The sequence below is a fragment of the Aestuariivirga sp. genome (assembly GCF_020252405.1).
In the GTDB taxonomy this organism is placed as follows: domain Bacteria; phylum Pseudomonadota; class Alphaproteobacteria; order Rhizobiales; family Aestuariivirgaceae; genus Aestuariivirga.
In genome coordinates, this window is record NZ_JADCDA010000031.1 from 23,016 (window position 1) to 45,673 (window position 22,658).

Annotated in this window: 24 protein-coding genes and 2 tRNA genes; 17 read left to right on the forward strand and 9 right to left on the reverse strand. The window is 66.1% G+C overall.

The window, feature by feature from the left end; translation table 11 throughout:
• From IOC69_RS05955 to IOC69_RS05970, 4 genes are read left to right on the forward strand one after another with little or no spacing between them, the layout of a single operon-like run.
• Positions 1-1,359 (forward strand): VWA domain-containing protein, encoded by a 1,359-nt coding sequence (locus IOC69_RS05955; protein WP_290542625.1) that lies wholly within the window; start codon positions 1-3, stop codon positions 1,357-1,359.
• A complete protein-coding gene (locus IOC69_RS05960; RefSeq protein ID WP_290542626.1) occupies positions 1,311-1,634 on the forward strand; it encodes an XdhC family protein in 324 nt (107 codons plus the stop codon). Before IOC69_RS05955 ends, IOC69_RS05960 begins: the two co-directional genes overlap by 49 nt.
• Entirely contained in the window at positions 1,631-2,299 is a 669-nt protein-coding gene (locus IOC69_RS05965) for an XdhC family protein (protein WP_290542627.1), read from the forward strand. The genes IOC69_RS05960 and IOC69_RS05965 overlap by 4 nt, the downstream gene beginning before the upstream one ends.
• A gap of 3 nt (positions 2,300-2,302) precedes the next feature.
• Positions 2,303-3,907, forward strand: coding sequence for a molybdopterin-binding/glycosyltransferase family 2 protein (locus IOC69_RS05970; RefSeq protein WP_290542628.1), 1,605 nt, complete (start codon positions 2,303-2,305; stop codon positions 3,905-3,907).
• A 44-nt stretch (positions 3,908-3,951) separates the two neighbouring features.
• On the opposite strand, the gene radC is transcribed toward IOC69_RS05970, so the two are convergent.
• Entirely contained in the window at positions 3,952-4,656 is a 705-nt protein-coding gene (gene radC, locus IOC69_RS05975) for a DNA repair protein RadC (RefSeq protein ID WP_290542629.1), read from the reverse strand.
• A 5-nt stretch (positions 4,657-4,661) separates the two neighbouring features.
• Positions 4,662-5,480, reverse strand: coding sequence for a type I methionyl aminopeptidase (map, locus tag IOC69_RS05980; protein WP_290542630.1), 819 nt, complete (start codon positions 5,478-5,480; stop codon positions 4,662-4,664).
• 195 nt (positions 5,481-5,675) lie between these two features.
• Here map and IOC69_RS05985 point away from each other — a divergent pair, with 195 nt between their 5' ends.
• From IOC69_RS05985 to IOC69_RS05995, 3 genes are read left to right on the forward strand one after another with little or no spacing between them, the layout of a single operon-like run.
• Positions 5,676-6,287, forward strand: coding sequence for a molybdopterin-binding protein (locus IOC69_RS05985; protein WP_290542631.1), 612 nt, complete (start codon positions 5,676-5,678; stop codon positions 6,285-6,287).
• A 45-nt stretch (positions 6,288-6,332) separates the two neighbouring features.
• Positions 6,333-6,845 carry a xanthine phosphoribosyltransferase gene (gene gpt, locus IOC69_RS05990; protein ID WP_290542632.1) on the forward strand — a complete coding sequence of 171 codons (513 nt, stop codon included), beginning with the start codon at positions 6,333-6,335 and terminating at the stop codon, positions 6,843-6,845.
• 1 nt (position 6,846) lies between these two features.
• Positions 6,847-8,136 (forward strand): aminotransferase class III-fold pyridoxal phosphate-dependent enzyme, encoded by a 1,290-nt coding sequence (locus IOC69_RS05995; RefSeq protein ID WP_290542633.1) that lies wholly within the window; start codon positions 6,847-6,849, stop codon positions 8,134-8,136.
• Positions 8,137-8,311: 175 nt separating this feature from the next.
• On the opposite strand, the gene IOC69_RS06000 is transcribed toward IOC69_RS05995, so the two are convergent.
• From IOC69_RS06000 to IOC69_RS06010, 3 genes are read right to left on the reverse strand one after another with little or no spacing between them, the layout of a single operon-like run.
• A complete protein-coding gene (locus IOC69_RS06000) occupies positions 8,312-9,520 on the reverse strand; it encodes a crosslink repair DNA glycosylase YcaQ family protein (RefSeq protein WP_290542634.1) in 1,209 nt (402 codons plus the stop codon).
• On the reverse strand, positions 9,520-10,026 hold the full coding sequence (locus tag IOC69_RS06005) for a GNAT family N-acetyltransferase (RefSeq protein WP_290542635.1): 507 nt from the start codon (positions 10,024-10,026) through the stop codon (positions 9,520-9,522). Before IOC69_RS06005 ends, IOC69_RS06000 begins: the two co-directional genes overlap by 1 nt.
• Entirely contained in the window at positions 9,998-10,243 is a 246-nt protein-coding gene (locus IOC69_RS06010) for a zinc-finger domain-containing protein (RefSeq protein ID WP_290542648.1), read from the reverse strand. Before IOC69_RS06010 ends, IOC69_RS06005 begins: the two co-directional genes overlap by 29 nt.
• Before the next feature lie 52 nt (positions 10,244-10,295).
• Here IOC69_RS06010 and IOC69_RS06015 point away from each other — a divergent pair, with 52 nt between their 5' ends.
• The gene (locus IOC69_RS06015; protein ID WP_290542636.1) at positions 10,296-11,039 is read left to right on the forward strand and encodes an alpha/beta fold hydrolase; all 744 of its coding nucleotides are present in this window, start codon (positions 10,296-10,298) and stop codon (positions 11,037-11,039) included.
• Between the two features lie 110 nt (positions 11,040-11,149).
• Here IOC69_RS06015 and mgtA read toward each other — a convergent pair whose 3' ends face one another.
• Positions 11,150-13,717: a magnesium-translocating P-type ATPase gene (gene mgtA / locus IOC69_RS06020; RefSeq protein ID WP_290542637.1), complete on the reverse strand. Its 2,568-nt coding sequence runs from the start codon at positions 13,715-13,717 to the stop codon at positions 11,150-11,152.
• Positions 13,718-13,990: 273 nt separating this feature from the next.
• Between mgtA and cysE the strand changes: the two genes are divergently transcribed.
• Genes cysE through IOC69_RS06035 form a run of 3 tightly spaced genes read left to right on the forward strand, consistent with a single transcriptional unit; the run spans position 13,991 to position 15,600 of the window.
• Positions 13,991-14,818: a serine O-acetyltransferase gene (cysE, locus tag IOC69_RS06025; RefSeq protein WP_290542638.1), complete on the forward strand. Its 828-nt coding sequence runs from the start codon at positions 13,991-13,993 to the stop codon at positions 14,816-14,818.
• Between the two features lie 39 nt (positions 14,819-14,857).
• Positions 14,858-15,070 (forward strand): DUF3126 family protein, encoded by a 213-nt coding sequence (locus IOC69_RS06030; RefSeq protein WP_290542639.1) that lies wholly within the window; start codon positions 14,858-14,860, stop codon positions 15,068-15,070.
• Between the two features lie 2 nt (positions 15,071-15,072).
• Positions 15,073-15,600 (forward strand): gamma carbonic anhydrase family protein, encoded by a 528-nt coding sequence (locus IOC69_RS06035; RefSeq protein ID WP_290542640.1) that lies wholly within the window; start codon positions 15,073-15,075, stop codon positions 15,598-15,600.
• Between the two features lie 251 nt (positions 15,601-15,851).
• Here IOC69_RS06035 and IOC69_RS06040 read toward each other — a convergent pair whose 3' ends face one another.
• A complete protein-coding gene (locus IOC69_RS06040) occupies positions 15,852-16,484 on the reverse strand; it encodes a transglutaminase-like cysteine peptidase (RefSeq protein ID WP_290542641.1) in 633 nt (210 codons plus the stop codon).
• 203 nt (positions 16,485-16,687) lie between these two features.
• On the opposite strand from IOC69_RS06040, the gene IOC69_RS06045 reads away from it, so the two are divergent.
• Positions 16,688-16,772, forward strand: a tRNA-Leu gene (locus IOC69_RS06045).
• Between the two features lie 53 nt (positions 16,773-16,825).
• On the opposite strand, the gene IOC69_RS06050 is transcribed toward IOC69_RS06045, so the two are convergent.
• Both IOC69_RS06050 and IOC69_RS06055 read right to left on the reverse strand, forming a co-directional pair.
• Complete coding sequence (locus tag IOC69_RS06050) at positions 16,826-17,413, reverse strand: hypothetical protein (RefSeq protein WP_290542642.1); 588 nt, start codon at positions 17,411-17,413, stop codon at positions 16,826-16,828.
• A gap of 196 nt (positions 17,414-17,609) precedes the next feature.
• Positions 17,610-17,695: transfer RNA gene (locus IOC69_RS06055), tRNA-Leu, on the reverse strand.
• A gap of 244 nt (positions 17,696-17,939) precedes the next feature.
• Between IOC69_RS06055 and rpoZ the strand changes: the two genes are divergently transcribed.
• From rpoZ to lepB, 5 genes are all read left to right on the forward strand, one after another.
• Complete coding sequence (gene rpoZ, locus IOC69_RS06060) at positions 17,940-18,350, forward strand: DNA-directed RNA polymerase subunit omega (RefSeq protein ID WP_290542643.1); 411 nt, start codon at positions 17,940-17,942, stop codon at positions 18,348-18,350.
• A 132-nt stretch (positions 18,351-18,482) separates the two neighbouring features.
• Positions 18,483-20,651 carry a bifunctional (p)ppGpp synthetase/guanosine-3',5'-bis(diphosphate) 3'-pyrophosphohydrolase gene (locus IOC69_RS06065; RefSeq protein ID WP_290542644.1) on the forward strand — a complete coding sequence of 723 codons (2,169 nt, stop codon included), beginning with the start codon at positions 18,483-18,485 and terminating at the stop codon, positions 20,649-20,651.
• Positions 20,652-20,657: 6 nt separating this feature from the next.
• On the forward strand, positions 20,658-21,242 hold the full coding sequence (gene pyrE, locus IOC69_RS06070) for an orotate phosphoribosyltransferase (protein WP_290542645.1): 585 nt from the start codon (positions 20,658-20,660) through the stop codon (positions 21,240-21,242).
• Positions 21,239-21,637, forward strand: coding sequence for a holo-ACP synthase (gene acpS / locus IOC69_RS06075; RefSeq protein WP_290542646.1), 399 nt, complete (start codon positions 21,239-21,241; stop codon positions 21,635-21,637). Before pyrE ends, acpS begins: the two co-directional genes overlap by 4 nt.
• Positions 21,638-22,084: 447 nt before the next feature.
• Positions 22,085-22,658, forward strand: a 574-nt coding sequence (lepB, locus tag IOC69_RS06080; RefSeq protein WP_290542647.1) for a signal peptidase I, incomplete at its 3' end; no start/stop codon positions are given.

The window sequence follows — 22,658 nt, forward strand, 5'->3', positions numbered from 1 at the left end:
ATGCAGAACCCGTTCTCAACCCCCGCCAACCAGAACCGGCGCCCGCTGTCGGGCCGCCTGGCGGAGAACATCATGCATTTCGCCCGGGTGCTGCGCGAGGCGGGTATCCCCGCCGGGCCGGGTGCGGTGATCGATGCGCTCGATGCCGCAATGTCGGGCTCGCTGCGCACGCGCGATGACTTCTACTGGACGCTGCATGCCGTCTTCGTGAAGCGGCGCGATCAGAACGAGGTGTTCGACCAGGCCTTCCACGTGTTCTGGAAGAAGCCCAAGATGCTGGAGCAGCTGATGCAGCTGTTCTTCCACCAAATCGCCCGCAACACGCCGGAGGAGGCGAAGAAAGCCGGTTTCCGCCGCCTCGCCGAGGCGATGTTCGACCAGCAGCAAACCCAGGGCCAGCAGCGCCAGAGGAAGGACGAGCTGGAGCTCGACGCCAGCTTCACGGCCTCGGCCGATGAATTTCTGCGCCGCAAGGACTTCGAGCAGATGACGGTGGCGGAGCAGGCGCAGGCGAAGCAGGCCATCGCCAGGCTGCGCATGCACCGCACCTTGATCATGACAAGGCGGTGGCAGCGCGCGCCAGGGGGTGCTGCCATCGACATGCGCCGCACGCTCAGGGCTTCGATGCGGGCGGGTGGCCAATTCATCGGCCTCGCACGGCGCGAGAAGCAGTGGCATGAGCCGCCGCTTGTCGTGCTGTGCGACATTTCCGGCTCATGCTCCAACTATTCGCGCATGTTCCTCCACTTCCTCCACGCGCTCGGCAATGACCGGGACCGGGTGCATGTCTTCCTCTTCGGCACAAGGCTCACCAACGTCACGCGCGCGCTGAAGCGGCGCGACGTCGACGAGGCGATGGCCAGGGTCTCCGGCGCCGTGAGGGACTGGTCCGGCGGCACGCGCATCGGCGCCACGCTCAGGGACTTCAACTATCACTGGGCCCGCCGCGTGCTGACGCAAGGGGCGCATGTTCTGATCATGACCGATGGCCTCGACCGCGAGGATGTGCATGTGCTGGAGCATGAGATGCAGCGCCTCAGGCGGCAGTCCAGGCGCATCACCTGGCTCAATCCGCTGCTGCGCTTCGACGGTTTCCAGGCCCTGGCCGGCGGGGTGCGCGCCATGATGCCCTATGTCGATGAGTTCCGCCCGGTGCATTCGCTGGACAGCCTGCGCGACCTGTCAGCCGCCCTTGCCGGGGCGCCGGGGCCGGAGCATGATCCGAAGAAGTGGCTTCAGCAGGTCTCACCCCCACCTTCCGTCACGCCGGCTTTCGCCGGGATGACGGCACAAACCGAAGGAGCCCGGTCATGGCCGCATCCGATCACACCATCCTCGAACAGGCCGCTGACTGGCTGAAACAGGGCCGCAGGGTGGCGCTCGCAACCGTCGTCGAGACCTGGGGCTCGGCTCCGCAGCCCATCGGCAGCCAGCTGGTGATCGACGCGGAGGGCAATTTCTTCGGCTCCGTCTCCGGCGGCTGCGTGGAGGGCGCGGTGGTGACCGAGGCCATCGACATCATCGCGTCCGGCAAGCCCAGTCTGCTGCAGTTCGGCGTGGCGGACGAGACGGCCTGGAAGGTGGGCCTCGCCTGCGGCGGCCGCATCGGCGTCTATGTGGAGCCCATCGCTTGAAGCGCGACCTCCTCGAACAGCTGCTGGCCGCCCGCGCCAACCGCCAGGCAGTGGCGCTGATCACCAACCTCGGCACGGGCGAGCAGCGCATCGTGCCGCGCGGCGCAGCGGCGGCCGACCCGTTGGCGCAGAAGCTGGATGAGGCCTTCCGCTTCGACCAGCCGGGCAGCCATGAGGGGCATTTCATCAACATTCACAATCCGCCGCTCAGGCTCGTCATCATCGGCGCGGTCCACATCGCGCAGAGCGTCATCCCGATCGCCCGGCAGCTGGGTTACGACGTGACGGTCATCGACCCGCGCGGGGCCTTCGCAACCGGCGCGCGCTTCCCCGGCATCGCACTTCATGCCGAATGGCCGGACGAGGTGATCCCGCGGTTGGGCCTTGACCCGCGCACCGCCCTGATCGCGCTCACCCATGATCCGAAGATCGACGACCCGGCGCTCCACGCGGCGCTTGAGTCGGAGGTGTTCTATATTGGCGCGCTGGGCTCCAGGAAGACGCAGGCCTCGCGCGCCCAGCGGCTGAAGGATGCGGGCTTCGGCGACGGTCAGATCGCGCGCATCCATGGGCCCATCGGCCTCAGCATCGGGGCCAGGGGCGCGCCGGAGATCGCCGTGTCGATCATGGGCGAGGTCACCCGTTGCCTGCGGCTGGGCGGCTGATCCATGCAGTTCGGCGAACTGCCGCTTGACGAGGCCGGGGGCGCCATCCTGGCGCATTCGGTGAAGCATGACGGCGGCATGTTCAAGAAGGGCCGCACGCTGACGGCGGACGACATCGCGCTGCTGAGGGCCTCCGGTGTCCCGGCGGTCTTTGCCGCGAAGCTCGACGCCGATGACGTGCCGGAGGATGAGGCCGCCGCCGCGGTGGCGCAGCGCATCGGCGCGGAGGGCACGAAAGCGCAGGCTCCCTTCACCGGCCGCGCCAATCTCCATGCCACGGTCCACGGCCTCGCCCTTATCGACGAGGGCCGCGTGCGGGCGCTGAACCGCCTGCATGAGAGCCTGACGCTGGCCACCGTGCCGCCCTTCGCCATCGTCGGGGAGCGCGAGATGGTGGCGACCGTGAAGGTCATCCCCTTCGCCGTGCCGCGCGATGTGCTGGACAAGGCGCTGGCCATCATCGGGTCGGCGCCGCTGGTGCGGGTGGCGGCCTTCCGCGACAGGCGGGCGGGGCTGGTCATCACCCGGCTGCCGCAGACCAAGCCTTCGATCGTCGCGAAGTCCGAGGAGGCGATGCGGGAGCGCATTGCCGCCCTGGGGGGCACGCTGGCCGCGGTGCAGGTGGTGGCGCATGAGATCGCCCCCGTGACGGCGGCGATCGCCGGGATGCAGGCCATGGCTTGCGACCCCATCCTCGTCTTCGGCGCCTCCGCCATCACCGACCGTGGCGACGTGATCCCGGTTGCCGTGACCAGGGCAGGGGGCCGGGTTCTGCATCTCGGCATGCCGGTGGACCCCGGCAACCTGATGATGTTCGGCGCGCTGGGCGATGTGCCGGTGATCGGCGTTCCCTCCTGCGCGCGCTCGCCCAAGCTCAACGGCTTCGACTGGGTGCTGGCCCGCGTCATGGCCGGTGTGAAGGTCACGCCGGAAGACATCATGGACATGGGGGCAGGGGGCCTTCTGGCCGAAATCTCCACGCGCCCCAGCCCGCGCGAGGGCAAGCCGAAGCCGCAGCGCGCCCCGCTTGTCGCCGCCGTGGTGCTGGCCGCGGGGCAGTCCTCCCGCATGGGGTCGAACAAGCTGCTTGCCAACCTCAACGGCCAGCCGATGATCCGCCGCACTGTTGCCGCGATGCGGCAGGCGGCGGATGTGACGGTGGTGGTGACGGGCCGCGACGCGGCTGAGATCGGCAAGGCTTTGGAGGGCCTGCCGGTGAGCCTCGTCCATAATCCGCATTTCGCCCAGGGCATGTCCACCTCGCTTCGCGCCGGTGTCGGGGCCCTGCCGCCGGATACGGATGTTGCGGTTATTGCGCTGGGCGACATGCCGCTGGTTTCTCCCGAAGCGGTGCGGCGGCTGATCGCGGCCTATAACCCGGTGGAACACCGCTCGGTCTGCGTTCCGGTGTTCAGGGGCGAGCGCGGAAATCCGGTGCTGTGGGGACGGCAGCACTTCGGGGCGCTGACGGGGATGACGGGCGACAGCGGCGCGCGGGCGCTGTTCGGTCAGCTGGGCGACGAGATCGTGGACGTTGCGATGCCGGACGATGCCGTGCTGCTGGATGCCGATACGCCGGAGGCGCTGGAACGGCTGCGGGAAAGATAGGCGGTTTTCGCCTTCTCCCCCTCCGCGGGCAGAGAACCGGGGGCTCAGATCAACCCGTTCGACCGGAAACTGAAATGCCCCTTCCGCCCGACGATCACATGGTCATGCACCACGAGCCCCAGTCTCTGCCCGGCGTCCACGATCTTCTTCGTCATCTCGATATCGGCCAGTGACGGCGCCGGGTCGCCCGAGGGGTGGTTGTGCACCAGCACGATGGCCGATGCGGCAAGCTCCAGCGCGCGTTTGATCACCTCGCGGGTATAGACGGGCGTATGGTCCACCGTGCCCTCCTGCTGCACTTCATCGGCCACCAGCTGGTTCTTCTTGTCGAGGAAGAGAATGCGGAACTGTTCGTTGTCGCTGAAGGCCATGGCGGCGCGCACATAGTCGAGAATGGCGTTCCAGGTGTTGAGCACCGGGCGGTTCAGCACTTCCCCGCGCAGGAGCCGCATGGCGGCGGCATGGACGATCTTGATCTCGGTCGCCACCGCCTCGCCCACGCCGCGCACCTCCATCAGCCGTTCGGGCCCGGCACTCAGCACCTCAGCGAAGGTGCCGAAGCGCGCCAGCAGCTGCTTGGCGATGGGCTTCGTGTCGCCGCGCTTGATGGCGCGGAACAGCACCATCTCGAGCAGCTCGTAATCGGGCAGGGCGTCCGGCCCGGATTCGCGGAAGCGTTCCTTCAGCCGCTCGCGATGCCCCAGGAAGTGAGGCGGCGGTTTGTTGCCGGCGTCCTCGAAGCCGGACACGGGGCTCAGACCTTATAGGGCGGGTGGTCGAGGCCCTTGGGCGAGAGGGTGAATATCTCCACCCCCGTCCCGGTGACGGCCACCGTGTGCTCGAACTGAGCGGACAGCGAGCGGTCCCGCGTCACCGCCGTCCAGCCGTCGCCGAGGATCTTTACATGCGGGCGGCCCAGATTGATCATCGGCTCGATCGTGAAGAACATGCCGGGCTTCAGCTCCACGCCTTCGCCCATGCGGCCATAATGCAGAACGTTGGGGTGGTCGTGGAAGCTGCGGCCCAGGCCATGGCCGCAGAAATCGCGCACCACCGAGCAGCGCTCAGCCTCGGCATAGCTCTGGATGGCATGGCCGATGTCGCCCAGATGGGCGCCGGGCTTCACCATGGCGATGCCGCGCATCAGGCTCTCATAGGTGACCTCGACCAGGCGCTCGGCCTTGCGGTTCACCTCGCCCACCGTGTACATGCGCGAGGAATCGCCATGCCAGCCGTCGACGATCAGGGTCACGTCGATGTTGACGATATCGCCCTCGCGCAGCGGCTTGTCATTGGGGATGCCGTGGCAGACCACATGGTTGATCGAGGTGCAGATCGATTTGGGATAGCCCCGGTAATTGTAGGGGGCGGGAATGGCATTATGGTCCCTCGCGAATTCCACGATCACCCGGTCCAGCTCTTCGGTGGTGACGCCGGGCTTCACCAGCGGCGCCAGCAGGTCAAGCGCCTCCGCCGTCAGCCGCCCGGCCTTGCGCATGGCCTCGAAATCCGCGGGGCCGTGGAGCTTGATGCTGGTGGGGTGGGAGGGGGCTTCGTCTGCGGCGTGGGTCATTCGCGATAAATCCGGCCCCGGCGGGCATGAACAGTCATTTTTTAGGCAGTTTACAGGATCGGGGGCCGCCGCAACAGCCGCATTTCGCCAACGGACGTGACATAATCAGCTTGCGGACCTTCCGCCAGGCTGAAGCCTGCCCGATTGACAGGCCGTGCCTCCCGCTGGCACTGCAGGACTGAACAGGGGCAATGAATGACCAGCGCACCACCCACTGCCGCCGTCCTCCTGATCGGCGACGAAATCCTCTCCGGCCGCACCAAGGACAAGAACCTCGGCTTCATCGCGGATTATATGACGGCACTGGGCATTGACCTCAAGGAGGCCCGCCTCGTCCCGGACGTTGAGGAGGAGATCGTGGCGGCGCTGAATGCGCTGCGGACCCGCTACAGCTATGTGTTCACAACCGGGGGGATCGGCCCCACCCATGACGACATCACGGCGGACGCCGTGGCCAGGGCCCCCGGCTTCCAGATGGGGAACGTCTTCGTGATGGCCGGTGTCCCGAAGATCATGAATGCCATGATGGAGGATGTGGCCACCCGGCTGACCCGCGGCATTCCCATGCAGTCGCGCAATGTCGAGTTCCGCGGCGGCGAGGGCGATGCGGCGCAGCCTCTGGGCCAGATCCAGCGGCTCTACCCCAATGTGGTGATCGGCTCCTACCCGTTCCAGGCGCCTGACGGTTTCGCCACCAATCTGGTGCTGCGCTCGCGCGATTTGCAGGCCCTTGAGGAGGCCTATCAGGCGGTCTGCCGCATGGCCCAGGCGCTGACGGCGGAAGGCAAGGCGCGCGGCTGGGCGTGAGGCGTTGCGCCGCCCGGCTGCAAGGCGCATAAACCGGAACAACGCATGAGGGCAGGGCCGATGGACGAGAAGTGGCAGAAGAGTTTCCCCGTGTCGTGGGACCAGTTCCACCGCGATGCGCGGGCGCTGGCGTGGCGGCTGTCGGCGGCTGGCCCCTTCCATGCCGTGGTGGCCGTGACGCGCGGCGGCCTCGTGCCCGCGGCGGTGGTGGCGCGGGAGCTTGGCATAAGGGCGATCGAGTCGGTCTCTGTCGCCTCCTATGAATATGACAGGCAGGGCGAGATCCAGGTGCTGAAGCCGATCTCGGATGCGATCGCCGGGAAGGACGGCGGCAAGGGCGTGCTGATCGTCGACGACCTCGCCGACACCGGGGCCACCGCGCGCGTCGTCCGCGGGATGCTGCCCAACGCGCATTTCGCCACCGTCTATGCCAAACCCGCGGGCCGGCCGCTGGTCGACACCTTCATCACCGAAGTGAGTCAGGATACCTGGATCTATCTGCCCTGGGACATGCACCTCACCTTCGCTCCCCCCATTGGCGACAAGGCGACGGCTTGACATGGCGGAGGTCGAAGCCGCGCTGGAGGAGGCAAAGGCGGCCTTTGCGGCCAAACGCCCGAAGACCAGGGCGATGCATGAGCGCGCGGCGCAGGTGATGCCCGGCGGCAACACCCGCACCGTGCTGTTCACCGCGCCCTTTCCGCTGCGGGTGGAGCGGGCTTCGGGGTCCACCATCACCGACATCGACGGCCACAGCTATCTCGACCTCCTCGGCGAGTATTCGGCCGGCATCTATGGCCACTCGCATCCGCGCATTCTGGACGCGGCGCGCGCGGCCCTTGACAAGGGCCTGAACTATGGCGCGCATCACGAGGGGGAGGTGAAGCTCGCCCAGCTGGTGACGCGGCGTTTCAACATGGACCTCGTGCGCTTCACCAATTCCGGCACGGAGGCCAACATGATGGCGCTCGCCGCGGCGCGCTGCTTCACGGGCAGGAGCAAGATCATGCCCATGTCCGGCGGCTATCACGGCGGCACGCTCTATTTCTCTCACGGCGCATCGCCGGTGAATGCGCCCTTCGACTGCGTGATGGGCGAATTCAACGACGCCGGGACGACGCTTGGGCGTATCGCCGGGAACGCCGGTGACCTTGCCGCCGTGATCCTCGAACCCATGCTTGGCGGCGGTGGCTGCATCCCGGCCGGCAGGGACTTCCTCGCCATGCTGCGCGGGGAAACGCACATGCGCGGCATTGTGCTGATCTTCGACGAGGTGATGACCTCGCGCCTCCACCCCGGCGGCCTCTCCGCCAAACTCGGCATCGAGCCGGACCTCAAGACGCTCGGCAAATATGTGGGCGGCGGCATGAGCTTCGGCGCGTTTGGGGGCAGGGCGGACATCATGGCGCTGTTCGATCCCGCAAGTCCCGCCGCGCTGCCCCATGCCGGCACCTTCAACAACAACACGCTCACCATGAATGTCGGCCACGTGGCGATGGCGGATGTCTACACGCCCGAGGCCTGCGAAGAGCTCAATGCCCGCGGCGACCGGCTGCGGGAGATGCTCAACGACCTCTTCCTGTCCTATCAGGTGAAGATGAAGGCCACGGGGCAGGGCTCGATGATCGCCATTCACCCGGCGGCGGGCGACATCCGGTCCCCGCATGACATCGAGCATACCGACAAGCGGCTGCGCCAGCTCCTCTTCCTCGACCTGCTCGAACAAGGCTTCTACATCGCCGAGCGCGGTTTCATGGCCCTGTCGCTGATGGTGACGGATGCCGATTGCGCCCGCCTCGTGGGGGCGGTGGAGGATTACGTGAACCGGCGGCGGGACCTGTTGGTTTAGAGCGTTTTCCGGTCAGGTGGACGCCGGTTGACCGTCGAAAATGAGGCCAGACAAAGAGACAGAGCAGGTTTCGATTCCACTGAACCGAAACTTCTCTGAACTTGATTTCACCTTGCGCGGACGTGATCCGCGCATCCTTTTCGCCGCGTTCGGAAAGGACGCCCGGGGGTGAGGTTCAGAGCTTCAGGTCCCGGCGCAATGCGCGGGCAAGGTTTCCGCTGGCGCCTGCCGCAACATCGCCAAGCCCCAGCCAGCCCGCCATCAGCCGCAGTTCCCCCGCCAGTGCCGCCGCCGTCTCCGCCGGGTCGGCATCGGCCTCATGGTGGCTGGCATTGGCGCGGAGCACGCCAGCCTGCCGGTCGGCCTTGAGGCAGACCCGCCCAACGATCCGGTCCCGGTGCAGGAAGGGCAGGACATAATATCCGAATTGTCTTTTCTGTGCGGGCGTATAGATCTCTATCCTATAGCGGAACTTGAAGAGCCGTTCGGCCCGTGAGCGTTCCCAGACCACGGGGTCGAAGGGCGAGAGCAGGGCGGTGCCGCCGGCCTTGCGCGGCAGTCTGGCAGCGCGGTGGAGGTAGGCTTGAGGCTTCCAGCCTTCGACCGTCACGGGCAGCAGCCCGCCGTCTTCCACCAGTTCGGCGATGGCCCGCCTGGTTTCCGGAATGGGCAGGCGGAAATAGTCGCGGAGGTCGGTCACGGTGGCCACACCCAGCGCCTGGGCGGAAAGGTCGACAAGCTGGCGGATCGCATCCGCCTCGGGGGGAGAAGGCAGAGCCAGCACGCCAGGCGGGATCACCCGCTCAGGGATGTCATAGAGCCGCTCGAAGCCGTCGCGCGTTGCGGTGGTGACGAGGCCCTGGTCGAACAGCGTCTCGAGCGCCAGCTTGCCCTTCGACCAGCCCCACCAGCCGCCCTCCGCCTTGCCGCCGCCCGGTACCTCGCTGGCGGAGGTGGGGCCATGGCGGGTGACGAAGTCCAGCACCTGTTTCAGGTAGCTGCGTTCTTCCCGCCCGAACTGGTCCATCGATTTGTAGGCGCCCTGGCCTGCCCGGGCCCTCGCCATGCGCCAGCGCATGAGGGGGTGAAGCTCCATGGGCAGCAGGCTCGCCTCATGCGCCCAGCATTCGAACAGGGCGCGCTTCTTCTGACCGAAGGCGCGCTCGTCAAGGGTCGCCCGCGCATAGGCGCCGAGGCGGGAATAGAGCGGCAGGTAATGCGAGCGGGCAACGACGTTGACGCTGTCGATCTGTAGCAGGTTCAGCCGCCTGATCATCGGGGCCATAAGGGCCCATGTCACCTTTTTCGTGCGGTCGGGGACGGAAAAGCCCTGCGCGGCGAGCGCCACGCGGCGGGCCTGCGCAAGCGAAAGGCTCTGCGGCATCAGAGTTTCTTTTCCAGCGTCAGCAGCATTTCGCCATAACCCTGCCGCCCGTAGAAGCTGCGGGCGCGTTGATTGCCGGCCAATACGCCGAGCCTGATCCAGCCCTGCCCGGCCTCGCGCGCAATTGTCTCGCAGGCGTCGAGCAGGGCGGCACCCACTCCACGGCTGCGGGCGGCGGCCCGCACCCCCAGATCGTCGACATAGGCATAGGTATAGGGGATCTCGTCGCGTTCATGCTCGGCGGAGACGCGGGTGAGCATCGCGGCATAACCCAGCACGCCGTCCTCCCCCTCGGCCACGAGGATGCGGCCCCGACCATCCGCCGCCGCCTGCTTCAGAAGGTCGATGTACCAGTTTCCCATCGTTTCCGGCGGGCGGGCGCGGTCGTAAATCTGGAGTTCGTGGGCCTGCAGATCACGCAACACGGCGAGGACGGCCGCTTCGTCCCCGTCGCGGTAATCGCGGATGGTCAGCCGCTCACGCAGCCTGGTCGCGCCAGTGGGCATTGGGGGGAAGCGACCCGGTTGGCGCGAGCCGCGGGTTGTGCCTGTAGAGGGTTGAGCAATAGGGGCAGATGGCCTCGGACTCAGCGCCCATGTCGATGAACACATGCGGATGGTCGAAGGGCGGCAGCGCCCCGATGCACATGAATTCCCTGGCCCCGATCTCGATGACGGCGAGGCCCTGCTCGTTCTGGAAATGTGGGGTGGCGCCCGCAGCCATCATGATCCTCGACATGCTTGTTTCGAGGGCCGGTTAGCATATGTTCGCGGGGATGCACAAATTCAATTCGGGCGGTGTGGAGATCGTCTACGATGAGGCCGGCGCAGGCCCGCCCATCCTCCTCGTCCACGGCTTTGCCTCCAATGCCCGCGTCAACTGGCGGGACACCTCCTGGGTGCGGACGCTCACCGAGGCCGGCCGCCGCGTCATCAGCTTCGATCACCGCGGCCATGGGGAGAGCGGGAAGCTCTACGACAGCGCGCTCTATACCGCCGCGCAGATGGCGGAAGACGCGCGCCGCCTGCTCGACCATCTGGGCATCGCGCAGGCGGACGTGATGGGCTATTCGATGGGCGCGCGCGTCTCGGCCTTCCTCACCATCGCCCACCCACAGCGCGTGCGGCGCGCCGTCTTCGCCGGGCTCGCGTCCCGCATGATCACCGGGGTGGGCGGGGCGGAGGCCATTGCGCTGGCGCTGGAAGCCCCCTCGCGCAACAGCGTTTCGGACACCCGCGCGAGGGCCTTCCGCATCTTTGCCGAGCAGACGGGGAGCGACCTCAGGGCGCTCGCCGCCTGCATCCGCTCCGCGCGCGACAAGATCGCAATCGAGGAACTGGCGGTAATCCGCGTGCCCGTGCTGGTTGTGGCCGGCGCTGATGACGATGTGGCAGGCGACGTCGGGACGCTGGTCAGGGCCATCCCCGGCGCGAAGGGTGTGACACTCCCCAACCGCAACCACATGAACGCGGTGGGCGACCGCGGCTTCAAGGAAGCGGTGCTGGCCTTTCTGGCGTAGCGCATGGTCCGTTCCGGCGGAACCGCCTGGCCGCAGCATGCGCCAGATCAAAAGCTTGAGCATGATCGTGTCGCAAAGGCGGTTCCACTTTTGCGGATCATGCGCCAGGCCTACATCCCGTAGCGGCGCACGAACCAGCTCTTCACCAACTGGGTCAGCACCGCATAGCCCAGTCCAAGCCCGATCAGGATCGGCCAGTAAAGCGCCGGCAGCGGCAGGAAGCCCAGCGTGCGGCCGAGTGCTGTATAGGGGATCGCCGCGCCGGTGCAGGTGATGGCCAAAGTGGCGAGGCTCAGCTGCGCGCTGGCCCGGCTCTCGAAAAAGGGGATCTTCGCGGTGCGGATGATGTGGATGATCAGCGTCTGGGTGACGATCGATTCGACGAACCAGCCCGCCTGGAAAAGCCCCGGCGCGTTCCACGCGTTGAACACCCACAGCATGACGAAGAACGTGGCATAGTCGAAGATCGAGCTGATCGGCCCGATCATCAGCACGAAGCGCGTTAGGTTGCTCAGGTCCCAGCGCCGCGGCGCCTTCAGGTATTCGGGGTCGATGTTGTCGCTGGGGATCGCCGTCTGCGAGATATCATAGAGCAGGTTATTGGCCAGAACCTGAATCGGCAGCATGGGCAGGAAGGGCAGGAACAGGCTTGCGCCGAGCACGCTGAACATGTTGCCGAAGTTCGAACTGGCCCCCATCTTGATATATTTGACGATGTTGCCGAACACCTTGCGGCCCTCAATCGCGCCGTCGCACAGCACGGTGAGGCTCTTCTCCAGCAGAATGATGTCGGCCGACTCCTTGGCGATGTCGACGGCGGTGTCGACCGAGATGCCGACGTCCGCTGACTTGAGCGCCGGGCCGTCATTGATGCCGTCGCCGAGGAAGCCCACCACATGCCCGCGGCTGCGCAGAGCGTCGATGACGGCGGATTTCTGCTCGGGGGCCAGCTTGGCGAAGACCGCGCATTTCTCCACCGCTGCGCCGAGCGCTTCCGGTGACAGAGCTGCAATGTCGCGCCCCAGCAGGATGTCGTCGGCATCAACCCCCACCTGCTTGCACACCGCACGGGTGACGAGGTCATTGTCGCCGGTGAGGATCTTGACCGCGACACCCGAAGCCTTGAGCTGCGCGATGGCATCGGCCGCGGTGTCCTTCGGCGGATCGAGGAAGGCGGCATAGCCCAGCAGGGTCAGGCCGGTTTCCGCCGTCTCGTCATAGACGGGCAGCGGAGCGGTCAGTTGCCTGCAGGCGATGGCCAGCACGCGGAAACCCTCGCTGTTGAGCTTCGCCATTTCGCGCCGGGCGTCCGCAAGGTGGCGCGGGTCGAGCTTTCCCGTCTCCTCACCGATGCGGTAGCTGTCGCACACCGCCAGCACTTCCTCCACCGCGCCCTTGGTGATCATCAGCAGCCCCCCTTCAGGCGTGCTGAGGATGACGGACATGCGGCGGCGTTCGAAGTCGAAGGGGATTTCGTCCACCTTGGTGAAGGCGGCGATATGGCCCACATGCTCAGGCCTGCGCGCGTGCGAAAGGATCGCCTCGTCCATCAGATTCTGCAGGCCCGACTGGTGGTAGCTGTTGAGATAAGCATATTCGAGAACGCGGTCGTTCTCCTCGCCCTCGAAGTCGAGGTGATACTGCAGGATCACCTTGTTCTGGGTGAGGGTGCCGGTCTTGTCGGTGCACAGCACATCCATGGCGCCAAAATTCTGGATTGAACTCAGGCGCTTTACGATGGCGCGCTTTTGCGCCATGGCCATGGCGCCCTTGGCGAGGTTCACCGTCACGATCATCGGCAGCATCTCCGGCGTCAGCCCCACCGCCACGGCCAGCGCGAAGAGCAGCGCCTCGATCCAACTGCCCTTGGTGAGGCCGTTGATGAGGAAGACCAGCGGCACCATCACCGCGATGAAGGCGATCATCAGGCGGGTGAAGCCCGCAATGCCGCGGTCAAAGCTCGTCTGCTGCGGCGGGTTGGCGGTGGTCCGGTCGGCAATGCCGCCGAAGAATGTGTTCCGTCCCGTGCGCAGAACCAGGCCGGTGGCAGCCCCGCTGATCACGCTCGATCCCATGAAGCAGATGTTGGAGAGCGCCAGGGGCTCCCGCGCGGCGCTGTCCGGCACGGCGTCGGACTTGTCGACGGGCAAGGATTCGCCCGTCAGCGCCGACTGGTTCACATGCAAGGTCCTGGCGCTGAGGATGCGCAGGTCGGCGGGGATCAGGTCGCCTGCCGCCAGCTTCACGATATCGCCCGGAACGAGGTCTTCGATGCCGGTCTCCGTCCAGCCGCCGCCACGGCGCAGCACCGCCGCGCGGGTGCGGAACATGGCGCGCAGCTTTTCCGCAGCCTTGCCGGACCGGTGCTCCTGCAGGAAGGCGAGCCCAACGCTGAGCACGACCATGACGAATATGACGATGGCGGCGCGCCGGTCACCGCTCGCCCAGGACACCCCGGCCAGCACCAGCAGCAGGCCGTTGAGCGGGTTCTTCAGCCGCCCATAGAGTTCCTGTAGCATGCCGGACTGCGCTTGCTGGGCAATGCGGTTGGGGCCATATGCGGCGAGCCGTCCGGCGGCCTCAGCCGCGCTGAGGCCGTCTGGCGAGCATCCCAACTGCTCAAGCAGCGCTGCGGCAGGCAGATAGGCCTGCTGGATAAGGGTGGGGCTGTCGCTCATTGGCAGTTCACGCCGACGGCGTGGCCTTTCATTCGTGGCGCATGTTCCGTTTAGGCGGATTCGCCTGGACGGAACATGCGCCAGATCAAAAGCTTGAGCATGGTCTTGTCGCAAAAGCTGTTCCACTTTTGCGGATCATGCTCTGGTGCGCCGCCCGAGGCGGTTGAGCAAGACCCGCCCCTTCAAACGCCCGCCCCTTCACACTGCGTTCAAAGGATACCCATATGCCTGCCGCTGCGCTATGGTCATTCCTTGAGTTGAGGAGTTCGGAAGATGCGTCAGGCCGCCAAGACCCAGTCCGTGGAGAAGTTCGACCCCGTCTGGAGCCGCATCCGTGACGAGGCCGAGGAGATCGCCCGCAAGGAACCGGCCCTCGGCGGCTTCATCTTCTCGCTGGTGCTCAACCACGATACATTCGAGGAGGCGCTGGCCCACCGCCTTGCCCAGCGGCTTGGCAATGCCGATATCGGAGCGGACCTGATCGTCCACGCGTTCCGTGACGCCATCGGGGCCCAGCCCGAAATCGGCCATGCGGCGCGCGCCGACATCATCGCCACCTTCGACCGCGATCCGGCCTGCCACCGCTATATCGATCCCTTGCTCTACTTCAAGGGCTGCCAGGCCGTGCAGACGCACCGCATGGCGCATGCGCTGTGGAGCCTCGGCCGCAAGGACTTCGCCTATTACCTGCAAAGCCGCCTGTCGGTGTTGACCTCCATCGACATTCACCCCGCGGCGCGCATCGGCAAGGGCATCATGGTCGATCACGGCCACGACATCGTCATCGGCGAAACCTGCCTCATCGAGGACAATGTCTCGATCATGCAGGGCGTCACGCTGGGCGGCACCGGCAAGGAGGCGGGCGACCGCCACCCCAAGATCCGCTACGGCGTTCTCGTCGGCGCCGGCGCCAAAATCCTCGGCAACATCGAGATCGGGCATTGCTCGCGCGTCGCGGCCTGCTCGGTGGTGCTGCATGACGTGCCGGCCAACACCACGGTGGCGGGGGTGCCCGCCAGGGTCGTCGGCTATGCCGGCTGCACCGAGCCCGCCCGCGCCATGAACCATAATGTGGAGCAGGTTGCGGCACAGCCGGAATAGGGCTATTCGGGCGGCTTCTCCTTTGCTGTGAGGCCGCCCTTGAAACCCGATGAAATTGCCAAGCTGACGAAATTCCTGCGCGCCAAGTTCCAACTGCCGGCGATCAGCGTCAGGAAGCGCCCGCAGAAGGACGATTCGGCGGAGGTTTACATCGGCGATGAGTTCGTCGGCGTCATCTTCCGCGACGAGGAGGATGGCGAGCTCTCCTATAATTTCTCCATGGCGATCCTCGACTTCGATCTCGAGGACTGACCGTGACGGCCTATGCGCTGGGCGCCATCGCGCCGATCCTGCCGGAAGAGGGCAGCTACTGGATTGCGCCCTCGGCCTCCGTCATCGGCAAGGTGAAGCTGGAGCGCTTCGCCTCCGTATGGTTCGGCGCGGTGATCCGCGGCGACAATGAGCTCATCGCAATCGGCGAGAACTCCAACGTTCAGGATGGCGCGGTGATGCACACCGACCCCGGCCTGCCGCTGGTGGTTGGCAAGGGCTGCACCATCGGCCACAAGGCGATCCTGCATGGCTGCTCCATCGGCGACAACACGCTTGTCGGCATGGGCGCCGTTATCCTCAACCGCGCCAGGATCGGCCGCAACTGTCTCATCGGCGCCAATGCCCTGATCACCGAGGGCAAGGATATCCCCGACAATTCGCTTGTCATGGGCCAGCCCGGCAAGATCGCGGGCCAACTCAACGAGGACGCCATCGCCAGGCTCAGGCGCTCGGCCGAGACCTATGTGAACAACTGGCAGCGCTTCGCAAAGGAGCTCAAGGCCGGTTAAAGCATTTTCAGGTCAAGTGTCCACCGGTTGACCCTCGGAAATGTGATCAAACAAAGCGACAGAGCAGGTTTCGGTTCCACTGAACCGGACTCTGCTCTGGGCTCCGCCCACGGCGTCTCATCCATGCTGCTCCGCCGGTCGGGCAGGATGGAAATGGGTGGAGCCGGCACAGGGTGTGGCTGTGCCGGCTCCCGCGGCCCCGGTCTGGGAATGGGTGGGGACGAAGACCGGGCGCGTATTCGATTGGTGTTCTACCGGGCGGCGCGCACCGCCACCGTGCCGCCGCGCATCGACGGGTCTGGCGCCAGCGCCACCCATTCGCGCGGGTCGGCCTGCGACTGGCGCTTCAGAAGCGTGTAGTCGCTGTCCTGCCAGCGCCGCACGCCGTCGCGCCGGTTATCGAGGATGAAATCGCCTTCGGAGGTGGCGAGGGTCAGGACGGCGTGGCCCTCCTGCTTGTCGTCGAGCACCACGGTCAGCAACAGGGCCGAGCGTGGCAGGCCCAGCGCCTCGAGGTAGCGCTGCTTGAGCAGGGCATAGTCCTCGCAGTCGCCGTGCCGGACCGGATAGTCCCAGTGCTCGGGCTCGCCATAGATCTGCTCGTCGCTGGCGGGCGTCACGACGGCATTCACATTGTCGTTGACGCGGGTCACCAGTTCCCACTGCCGGGCGGTGAGAACGGGGCGCACCGCGCCCGCCGGCCGCGCCGCGCAGGCTTCGGGCCGGCGGCCGCAGAAGCGCACGAAGCCCACGGGCGGCAGGGTATGGCCAAAGGTCGGCGCCGCGCCCTGGGCGCTGTCGCCGCGCGTTGCGGGGCTGTCCGTGGCCGCACCGGCTGGCGCCGTGAGGGCCAGCAGCAGGGCAAACGGCACCGCTCCGGTCATCCTCCTCATCATGCTCCCCATCGCTCTGCTCATGATGGCGAAACTAGACGCCAAGCCTTTGACATCGCGTTCAGGCGGGCACGCAAATGCAGCGCTCCGGAGTAGCAAAGCATTCACCATGCGGGGCTGTGCGCAGGCGCCCCGAAAGGGGTTGATTAATGGGGACCGCCCTGTTAGACAGCGCGCCATAAACGATGTGGCGTGCGGCCATGGCGGAATTGGTAGACGCACTAGCTTGAGGTGCTAGCGGGTAACACCGTGGAGGTTCGAGTCCTCTTGGCCGCACCATCGTTCCCCATCAGAAACGACGGCCGAACTGCTTCCGCCCAATGTTGCGGCGATCAGTAAATCTGGCTCAACGCGCTGTCGCCGCCGGGCGTCACGCAGCGGTACAGTCTCTTTCCGTCAGCCGTTCTGGTCCATCTGGAAACCGTGCCGCTCTTGCACTGAACCGGCTTGCGGGCCGCGGCGGGCTGCACGTTCCGCTTCGGCGTGCCGGCCGCCGCCGCCGGCCGCTTCGGCGGCGGTGGCACAAGTGTCGCAACCGTCGTGTCCGCAACCGGCGCAGCCTTTGTGTCCGGGGGTGGCGACATTGCGCCATCCGGCTGGTCGGCCGGAAGCGCCGTCAGCGCCGCCGGCCGGGCCCCGGCCGGCGGCAGCTTGATTTCGCTCGCCGGCGCGCCGGCCGGTGCCGAGGCCGGAACGATCCTGGTGGGGCCGCTGTCCTGCGGGCCGGCAGGGCCGGCGGCGGGGGCGAAGCGCGTCATGGCGGCCGCCACCTGCGGCTCGCTCGCCGCGTCCGGCGGCGTCACCACCAGCGTGCCGCGGTCGGTATCCTTCTCGATCATCACGGCGCACTGCACCTTGGTGGCTTGCGTCATCATCGCGCCCTGCTCAACCGGGCTCACGCAATGAGCGCCCATGAGCATCACAATATCCACAAGTCTCATCCGCTCCAGCTCCCTGCTCGATTGCAGATGAAGGAACACCGGAAAAAGGGCTCCAGCATGGTCCCGATAAGGAGAGAATCTGTCAGCCGCCGCCACATTTTGGCAACGCCAGGAAGAGGGCGGACCCGGCGCCCCGCTCCTGGCCGCGCCAGGCGCAGCCCGTAAGGGCGAAGCCTGGTGCGGGCGGTGGGAGTCGAACCCACACTTCCATACGGAAAGCGGATTTTAAGTCCGCTGCGTCTACCGTTCCGCCACGCCCGCCTGTTGGGCCCGGTGTCTACACCGGACGGCCTCAGTGCGCCACCGGCGCGGGTGGAGACTGAACTGCCGCTGATTTTCATCCGGCAGCTCTGGCGCCTCAAGGCCACGGAATGGGGCACGTGCCTGCAACCCAAGCGCGATTGGTGCGGTTCCTTCCACACTGTCAGGCGCGGGCTTGATTTGGCCGCAAAACCCGCTTATGAGGCCCGAATCCCCGTTCATTCACAAGGAGTGCACGAGCCCCATGGCGCGCGTCACCGTTGAAGACTGCATCGACAAGCTCTCCAACCGCTTCGAACTCGTGTTGCTGGCCGCCCATCGCGCCCGCCTGATTTCGCAGGGCTCCCCCATCACCGTTGACCGTGACAACGACAAGAACCCCGTTGTGGCCCTGCGCGAGATCGCGGATGAGACCATCGTGCCGGAGGACCTGCGCGAGGAATACATCCACTCCATGCAGAAGCATGTGGAAGTGGACGAGCCGGAAGAGACCGAGGTGCCGCTCATCCAGCAGTCGGGCGACATGAGCATGGTCAACGACGCCGCCGACGAGGATGCGCCCGAAATGGAGCGCATGACCGAGGAAGACCTGCTGCGCGGCCTTGAGGGCATGCCCCCGGCCGAAAGCCCCGGCAGCCAGCGCAACGGCTACTGAGATTTCTTGCATTTTCGGGATTTGAGAGGCCGGGCCCCGGGGTCCGGCCTTCTTCATGCGCGGTGCGCGAAAGCGGCATGGCCGCCATACCGCACTCGCCAAACGGTCAAACCGCGTTATGATCACGCCATCATGATGCGCCAGTACGAGCTTGTGGAGCGGGTCACCAGGTATGACCCGGATGCGGACGAGGACCTCCTCAACCGCGCCTATGTCTATGCGATGAGAGCCCACGGCAACCAGACGCGGGCCTCGGGGGAAGCCTATTTCAACCACCCGCTGGAAGTGGCGGCCATCCTCACCGAGATGAAGCTCGACTCGGCCACCATCGCCGCGGCGCTGCTGCACGATACGGTGGAGGACACCGAGGCGACGCAAGCGGAAATCGAGGAAAAATTCGGCCCCGAGATTGCCTCGCTGGTCGATGGCCTGACCAAGATCGCCAAGCTTGACCTCGTCACCAGGGAAGCCGCCCAGGCGGAGAACCTGCGGAAGCTCCTGCTCGCCATGTCGCGCGACGTGCGCGTGCTGCTGGTGAAACTCGCCGACCGGCTGCACAACATGCGCACGCTGGAGCATGTGAAACCCGAGAAGCGCCTGCGGATCGCCCAGGAGACGATGGACATCTATGCCCCGCTCGCCGGCCGCATGGGCATGCAGGCGGTGCGCGACGAGCTTGAGGACATCGCCTTCAAGGTGCTGAACCCCGAAGCCTGCAAGATCGTCATCGACCGCCTCGCCAAGCTCCACGCCGAATCCGGCGGCATCCTGAAATCGATCGAACAGGAACTCACCCAGAAGCTGGTGGAAAACGGCATCAAGGCCGAGGTCCATGGCCGCGAGAAGCGGCCTTACTCGATCTTCCGCAAGATGGAGCGCAAGCTTCTGTCACTGGGCCAGCTCTCCGACATCTTCGGATTCCGCGTGATCGTCGGCACGGTGGACCAGTGTTACCGCGCGCTGGGCATCATCCACCGCACTTACAGGGCCGTGCCCGGCCGCTTCAAGGACTACATCTCGACGCCGAAGCAGAACGACTACCGCTCGATCCATACGACCGTCATCGGCCCCCACCACATGCGCGTCGAAATGCAGATCCGCACGCGCCTGATGCACGAGATCGCGGAGCGCGGCGTTGCGGCCCACGCCATCTACAAGGACGCGCCGGACGCCAAGGAGGCGCTCGACGGCTTCCGCGCGCCCGCCGCCGAGAGCAACGCCTATCGCTGGCTGCGCCACCTGGTCGAGATGCTGCAGGAGGGCGAGTCCCCGCGCGAATTCCTCGAGCACACCAAGCTCGAGCTGTTCCACGACCAGGTCTTCTGCTTCACCCCCAAGGGCAAGCTCATCGCGCTGCCCAGGGGGGCGACCCCCATCGACTTCGCCTATGCCGTTCACACGTCGGTCGGCGACAGCTGTGTGGGCGCCAAGGTGAACGGCAGCCACGCCCCGCTCGTCACCGAACTGCGGAACGGCGACGAGGTGGAGATCATCCGCTCGGAGGCCCAGACGCCGCCCGCCGCCTGGGAGGGTCTCGCCGTCACCGGCAAGGCGCGCGCCGCCATCCGGCGGGCCACGCGCGCCGCGGCGCGCAAGCAGTTCGCGGGGCTGGGCCATGAGATCGTGCAGAAGATGCTGGCCAAAATCGGCAAGACCTATGTGCCGAAGGAGATGGCCGCCGCCATCGCCCGCGTGGGCCTCAGGAATGTCGACGATGCGTTGGCCGCCATCGGCCGCGGCGAGCTCTCCGCCATCGACATGCTGAAGGCCATGGGCCACACCATCGACGACACGAAGCTCAGGGAGCTGCGCCGCAGGCCGCCCGCGAAAAAGACCGATCCCGACCTCTCCGTTCCGGTGCGCGGTGTTGCCCGCACCACGGCGCTCAGGATTTCGCCCGAGACGGGCGCGGTGCCGGGCGAACGCATCGTCGGCATCCTCATGCCGGGCGAGGGCATCACCATTTACCCGATCTTCGCCAGGGCGCTGGAGCAGTTCGACAACCAGCCGGAGCGCTGGGTCGACCTCGCCTGGGACACGGGCGCGGAGGAACAGCGTTTCCCGGCGCGTCTCACCGTCACCATCCTCAACGAGGTCGGCTCGCTCGCCCAGATGACGCAGTCGATCAGCGACCTCGGCGGCAACATCGATGCCCTTCAGATGGTGGCGCGCGAGGGCGCCAGGGATTTCTACGACGTCGACATCACGATTGAGGTGCATGACCTCAGGCATTTGAACGAAATCATGACGTCATTGCGCGGCAAGCCCGCGGTGAGCGACGTGAGCCGCAAGACGGGATAGGGGCGAATGACGCAGGACGAGGTTCTGGACGAATTCCGCGCGGCCGGCGCGCTGCTGGAGGGGCACTTCATCCTCTCCTCCGGCCTCCACTCCGGCCGCTACCTGCAATGCGCCCGCGTGCTGATGGACGCGCGGCGCGCCGCAAGGCTCTGTGCGGCGCTGGCCGAACAGCTGCGCGCCATGGCGCCGGGCCACATCGACCTTGTCGCCTCGCCCGCCATGGGCGGCGTCGTGGTGGGTTACGAGATGGGCCGCCAGCTCGGCGCGCCGGCGGTCTTCTTCGAGCGTGTGGACGGCAAGCTCATGCTGCGCCGCGGCTTCAGCATCGCGAAGGGGGCGCGCGTCGTCATGGTGGAGGACATCGTCACCACCGGCCTCTCGTCGCGCGAGTGCATCGCGGGCATCACGCAAGAGGGCGGCATCACGGTGGCCGCCGCCTGCCTCATCGACCGCTCCGGCGGCAAGGCCGCCATCGGCGTGCCGCTGGCGGCGCTGACCCGGCTCGACATACCGGCCTATCCGGCGGACCGGCTGCCCGCCGAACTCGCCGCCATCCCCGCCGTCAAGCCCGGGAGCCGCGGCCTCAAATGATCTTGGGTCTCGGCAATGACGTGATCGATATCCGCCGGATCGAGGAAACGCTCGCCCGTTTCGGCCCGCGCTTCATCGACCGCATCTTCACGGAAGTCGAAATCCGGAAATCCGAAAAACGCGCCCAGCGCGCGGCCTCCTACGCCAAGCGCTTCGCCGCCAAGGAGGCCTGCTCCAAGGCGCTGGGCACGGGCTTCCGGAAGGGCGTGTTCTGGAAGGACATGGGCGTGGTGAACGAGCCCTCCGGCAAGCCCACCATGGTGTTGACGGGCGGGGCGAAGGCCCAGCTCGATTCGCTGACGCCGCCCGGCCACACGGTGCGCATCCACCTCACGATCACCGACGACTTCCCCTATGCCCATGCCTTCGTGATGATCGAGGCGCTGCCGGGTTAACAGCGCCGAAGGACCGCCGTCCCAACCCATGCGCCCGTGATCCCGGCAATCCGCCGGAACCCGCTTTCAACAGGATCCGGCGCCCAAACCGTGACATTGTCCTTCGCCCGCCCGGCGGCGGGAGTGCGCTGGAGCGGGCTGGATCGGGCTGGAGTTGAAGCTCACCCCCCTCTTACTGTCACTATTTGGCAACAGTAGACCTGCTTGAGTGCGGCTGCGTTGCATCTTCTCCGGGAAACGGTTTATAGCCGGGGTCTGGAAGGCTTGGCATTCGATGGTTAAAGCATTTTCAGGTCAAGTGGACACCGGTTGACCGTCGAAAATGCGGCCAGACAAAGCATTTTCAGGTCAAGTGGACACCGGTTGACTGTCGAAAATGCGGCTAAATAAACAGATAGAGCAGGTTTCGTTTCCACTGAACCGAAACCTGCTCCAGGCAAATTGCATATGAAAGACCCCCAGATGGCGGCGGCACAGGACACGCGGCGCAAGTCAGAGGACGGTTTGTGGGAAACCGTCAAGGTCATCATCCAGGCGCTGCTCATCGCCTTCGTGGTCCGGACCTTCCTCTTTCAGCCCTTCAACATCCCCTCGGCGTCCATGTACCCAACGCTGAAAGTGGGGGATTATCTGTTTGTGTCGAAGCTTTCCTACGGTTACGGGAGATATTCCTTCAATTTCTCCCTCGGCATCTTCGGCAACGAGATCGTGTCGTGCTGCAACCTGGACTTCCCCGGCCGCATCGTGTGGCCGGATACCCCGAAGCGCGGCGACGTCGCCGTATTCAAGCTGCCGTCCGACATCAGCATCGACTATATCAAGCGGGTGATCGGCCTGCCGGGCGACCGTATCCAGATGCGCGATGGCGTGCTCTTTATCAACGGCCAGGCGGTCAAGAAAGAGCGCATAGAGGATTTCGCGGATTTCTCGGAGCGGGGTCTCCGAACCGCCGTGCCGCAGTTCCTTGAAACCCTGCCGAACGGCGTCCAGTACCGCGTGCTCGACGCGGAAGATCGGAAGA